Raw genomic sequence first — 4,616 nt, 5'->3', positions numbered from 1 at the left:
ATACCGGCCTGTCACGCCGGGGGTCGCGGGTTCGAGTCCCGTCCACTCCGCCAGTAATAGGAAGCGATGCAAATCATGATTTGCATCGCTTTTTGTTTTTTCGGGCATTCATTCGCCCATTCTGCGCTGCCGGATTACCCACCTCGATGATCAATTCCCTGAGGGAAGCAACTTGGAAGTTGATGGCAAGAAAAAGAGCCGGAAGCCCTTTTTCTTGGTGATCCGGCCAGCGGTGCTGGCCGTGCGCATTATCTGGGCGCCAGGCGGATGGCTCCGTCCAGGCGAATCACTTCGCCGTTGAGCATGTCGTTCTCGATGATGTGGCACGCCAGCTTGGCGTAGTCGTCGGGTGTGCCCAGGCGGCTGGGGAAGGGGACGCCGGCGGCAAGCGCCTCCTGGACTTCCTTGGGCATGCCGAAGAGCATGGGTGTTCCGAAGATTCCGGGAGCGATGGTCATGTTGCGGATGCCGTTGCGTGCAAGATCCCGCGCGATGGGGAGCGTCATGCCGACGATGCCGCCCTTGGATGCGGCGTATGCGGCCTGGCCGATCTGTCCGTCATAGGCCGCGACGCTTGCCGTGGAGATCATCACGCCGCGCTCGCCAGTGGGCTCGGGGGCGTTCGCGGCCATGGCTTCGGCGGCCAGCCGGATCATGTTGAAGCTGCCGATCAGGTTGACCTGCACGACCTTGCTGAAGAGGGTGAGCGAGTGCGCTCCGTTCTTGCCGACCGTTTTTTCCGCCGGAGCGATGCCCGCGCAGTTCACCAGCCCCATCAGCTTGCCGATGGAAACCGCCTTGGCGACGACGGCCTTGCCGTCGTCCTCGCTGGTCACGTCGCACTTGACGAAGCTGCCGTTGATGTCCCTGGCGACAGCCTCGCCTTTTTCCGCCTGCATGTCGGCGATGACCACATGGGCACCGCGCTCCGCGAGCATGCGGGCCGTGCCTTCGCCCAGGCCCGATGCGCCGCCGGTGACGATGAATACTTTGTCTTTGATTTCCAAGATTGCCTCCAGATGATTGATGACGTTGACGTAAACGTCAATTATGAACGATCGGAGACATTCATTCAGGGCCTCATGCCGGAAAGAAAAAATGGCCCCCACGCTCCCCTCCGAGGAGCGCTTTGTGTCTTGGGGTGTGTTTTGACGAAAAAAAAGCCCAGTCGATAAAGACTGGGCTATTAAGGGATCCTAGAAACCGGGTTTCAAGAGGATCCAAGGAGACAACCGGGTGATTCGAAAAAGAAGTTTTTGAATCGATCAGGCAATTTTAGGGGTTAACCCTTTGTTCTGCAATGGCCTGTTGTAAATTATTAACGCTTGCGGGCGCTTGCGGCAGTTGCGGTGGAAGCAGCGGTCTTGGCTGCATTCGTGGCGGAGTTGGCTACCGCGTTGAAGTTGGCTTCGGCAACATCGCTGGCTTGCTTGACAGCCTTTTGAACGGATTCAAAAGCGTTGTTGGCGGCGCTCACCGCGCTCTTGAAGACTGCGACCGAGGTTTCGGAGCCGGCAGGTGCGTTCTTGGCGGCGGTGTCAACCAGATTGTTGAAGTTGCGCTGCGCTTCCGCGGCTTGCGATTCCAGTGTCTTGCTCAGTTCGGTGCCGGCGCCAGAGGCGATGTCGTACAGATGGCGGCTGTAGGCGACCGACTTCTCGGCCAGGGGTTGCAGCAGGCCGGCTTGCAGGGCCATCAGTTCTTGCGGGTCCTTGGCGGCCAGTACGGCTTGCACATGCTGGGCGGCATCGTTGAGGGCTGCGCGCGAAGCCGTCACGTTCAGTTCAACCAGTTTCTCGAAGCCTTCGAATGCCTTGTTGGTCAGGCCGAAGAAGGTTTCCACGTTGGCTTTTTGAGCGGCGATAACTTGTTCAGGGGTCAGGGACATGTTCAATCTCCAGTAGGGACGGTTGAGATATCTGCTCTGACGTGACTTCGTCTTTCTGTCATGTTGCAGTGCAGCATGGAATGAATTGTAGGAGGCTCAAGACAAAATACAAGGGTTCTTTGCTGCAATGCAGCATTATTAGGGTCGACACCCAAAAAACATGTATTTGCATCATTGACAGGCTGGCTTTCCTTGGCAGCATCTGTCCGCTGGCAAAATTACCTCACCAGAATGAAAGAACCATGACAGAGACAACGGATTCCTCTTCCTCCCAGGGCGGGCGCGCCCAGCCGCAGGACCGCTCGGGCTTTCGTGCATTCAGAACGATTGGCACCCGCTGGAGCGACAACGATATCTATGGGCACGTCAACAACGTCGTCTATTACAGCTGGTTCGATACAGCCATCAACGGCTACCTGATAGAGCGGGGGGCGCTGGACATTCACGCAGGCGAGACCATCGGGCTGGTGGTGGAGACGCAGTGCAGTTATTTTTCCTCTCTTGCGTTTCCCCAGGTGGTCGAGGCGGGCCTTCGCGTGAGCCGCATCGGCAGTTCGAGCGTGCGCTACGAGATCGGCCTGTTTGCCCAGGGCGAGGCAAAGTCGGCGGCTGCCGGTCATTTCGTCCATGTCTATGTGGACCGCCAGACACGGCGTCCGGCGGCCTTGCCGCATGCATTGCGCGAGGCGCTGGATGCCTTGCGCGTGTGAACTTGGCCGTGCGGGGCGCGGGCGGGCGTGGTTTCGGCCGGGATTGCCCGCGCGGTTCGCCGGTTGATGACAAAATGGCAGCCGGACTTATCGACTATGACTATGTTCGTTCGTGCGCGCTGATGCAATGGGGCCGGCGCCGCATTGGCCGGGCCACATCCGCTACATGATCATCACCAGCCTGCTCGACACCGATCTCTACAAATTCACGATGATGCAGGTGGTGCTGCATCATTTCCCGGGCGCGCAGGTGGAATACAAATTCAAGTGCCGCAATCCGGGCGTGCAGCTGGCTCCGTTCGTCAGCGAGATCCGCGATGAGATCCGCTCGCTGTGCAACCTGCAGTTCCAGGACGCCGAACTGGCGTATCTGCGCTCGCTGCGTTTCATCAAGAGCGATTTCATCGATTTCCTGGGCATCTTCAGGCTCAACGAAAAATACATCACGGTGACCGCGCTCGCCAGCGGCGAGATCGACATCACCATCACCGGGCCGTGGCTGCACACCATTCTGTTTGAAATCCCGGTGCTGGCCATCGTGAACGAAGTCTACTTCCGCAATACGATGAAAGTGCCGAACTTCGTGGAAGGCCGCCGCCGGCTCGACCAGAAGATCGCGCTGCTGCAGGCAGAAGGGCTCGAAGAGCTGAAGATCGCCGATTACGGCACGCGCCGGCGGTTCAGCCGCGCGTGGCACGAGGAAGTGCTGCGCGTGCTGTGCGCCCGGCTGGGAACCGATGCGCGCCGTCCCGGCTCCAGCTATGCGCCCGGGCAACTGGCCGGGACCAGCAATGTGCTGTTCGCCATGAAGCTGGGCCTGAAGCCGCTGGGCACCATGGCGCACGAGTATCTGCAGGCCTGCCAGGCGCTGGGGCCGAGGCTGCGCGACAGCCAGGTGTTCGGCTTTGAATGCTGGGCGAAGGAGTATCGCGGCGACCTGGGCATCGCGCTGTCCGATGTCTATGGAATGAGCGCGTTCCTGCGCGACTTCGATCTGTATTTCTGCAAGCTCTTCGATGGCGCGCGCCACGACAGCGGCGACCCGTTCGCATGGGGCGAGCGCCTGCTCGCGCACTACCGCGACAACCGCGTGGACCCCCTGACCAAGGTGCTGATCTTCAGCGACGGGCTGACCATTCCGCGCATCATCGAGCTGTACCGGCGCTTCAACGGGCGCTGCCAGCTGGCCTTCGGCATCGGCACCAACCTCACCAACGATCTGGGCGATCCGCCGGTGCATGAGCCGTTGCAGATCGTCATCAAGATGACGCGCTGCAACGGCCAGCCTGTCGCCAAGCTCTCGGATGCGCCGGGCAAGAACATGTGCAATGACGAAAAATACCTGGCCTATCTGCGGCAGGTGTTCGAGATTCCCGCAACGCAGGGCTGAGCGGCGCAGATGGAGCGCAGCACGGGTGCCCGCCACGCGCAGCAGCCGGGAAACAGGAAATAAAGAAATACAACCAAGGAGCAATGGGCGTGAGTTCAGTCAAACCTATGAGAGCTGCGGCAATGGTGCTCGCGTGCGCCGCGCCGGTGATGGCGAATGCGGCGGATATCGATGGCAGCGCGCTGTCCATCCTGTGGGGCGTGCCGTTCGCGGGGATTTTGCTGTCGATCGCGCTGATGCCGCTGCTGGCGCCGGCGTTCTGGCATCACCATTTCGGCAAGGTGGCCGCGGGCTGGGCGCTGGCGTTCCTGGTGCCGTTCGCCGTGATGTTCGGCGCATCGGCGGCGGGCGCGAGCCTGGTGCACGCGCTGGTGGCCGAATACATTCCGTTCGTCATCCTGCTGACGGCCCTGTTCACCGTGGCCGGGGGTATCTACATCCGCGGCAACCTGCATGGCTCGCCGGGGCTGAACACGGGCATTCTCGCGGTCGGCGCGGTGCTTGCCAGCTTCATGGGAACCACTGGCGCATCGATGCTGCTGATCCGTCCGCTGATCCGCGCCAACGACAATCGCAAGCACATGGCCCACGTGGTGGTGTTCTTCATCTTCATCGTCTCCAACGCGGG

At 60.6% G+C, this 4,616-nt stretch carries 5 protein-coding genes; 3 read left to right on the top strand and 2 right to left on the bottom strand.

Features of this window, described 5'->3' with window-relative positions; all coding sequences use genetic code 11:
• Positions 1-248: 248 nt before the first annotated feature.
• Both ABWP92_RS16570 and ABWP92_RS16565 read right to left on the bottom strand, forming a co-directional pair.
• Positions 249-1,007, bottom strand: coding sequence for a 3-hydroxyacyl-CoA dehydrogenase (locus ABWP92_RS16570; protein ID WP_353236509.1), 759 nt, complete (start codon positions 1,005-1,007; stop codon positions 249-251).
• A 311-nt stretch (positions 1,008-1,318) separates the two neighbouring features.
• Positions 1,319-1,888, bottom strand: coding sequence for a phasin family protein (locus tag ABWP92_RS16565; RefSeq protein ID WP_353236511.1), 570 nt, complete (start codon positions 1,886-1,888; stop codon positions 1,319-1,321).
• Between the two features lie 242 nt (positions 1,889-2,130).
• On the opposite strand from ABWP92_RS16565, the gene ABWP92_RS16560 reads away from it, so the two are divergent.
• From ABWP92_RS16560 to ABWP92_RS16550, 3 genes are all read left to right on the top strand, one after another.
• Positions 2,131-2,598: an acyl-CoA thioesterase gene (locus ABWP92_RS16560; protein WP_353236508.1), complete on the top strand. Its 468-nt coding sequence runs from the start codon at positions 2,131-2,133 to the stop codon at positions 2,596-2,598.
• A gap of 166 nt (positions 2,599-2,764) precedes the next feature.
• Complete coding sequence (pncB, locus tag ABWP92_RS16555) at positions 2,765-3,988, top strand: nicotinate phosphoribosyltransferase (RefSeq protein ID WP_353236510.1); 1,224 nt, start codon at positions 2,765-2,767, stop codon at positions 3,986-3,988.
• Positions 3,989-4,095: 107 nt separating this feature from the next.
• The coding region (locus ABWP92_RS16550) for a sodium:proton antiporter (RefSeq protein WP_353236507.1) at positions 4,096-4,616 on the top strand (521 nt) is incomplete at its 3' end.

The organism is Diaphorobacter ruginosibacter (genome assembly GCF_040396215.1).
GTDB lineage: Bacteria > Pseudomonadota > Gammaproteobacteria > Burkholderiales > Burkholderiaceae_C > Diaphorobacter_A > Diaphorobacter_A ruginosibacter_A.
The sequence above is the reverse complement of the archived record's forward strand: the minus strand, read 5'-3'. Positions and strand labels throughout refer to the sequence as shown.

Bases quoted from the DNA above. Each gene is read 5' to 3' on its own strand.
- ABWP92_RS16565 (WP_353236511.1), bottom strand. From the start codon at position 1,888: ATGTCCCTGACCCCTGAACAAGTTATCGCCGCTCAAAAAGCCAACGTG.
- ABWP92_RS16560 (WP_353236508.1), top strand. From the start codon at position 2,131: ATGACAGAGACAACGGATTCCTCTTCCTCCCAGGGCGGGCGCGCCCAG.
- pncB (WP_353236510.1), top strand. From the start codon at position 2,765: ATGATCATCACCAGCCTGCTCGACACCGATCTCTACAAATTCACGATG.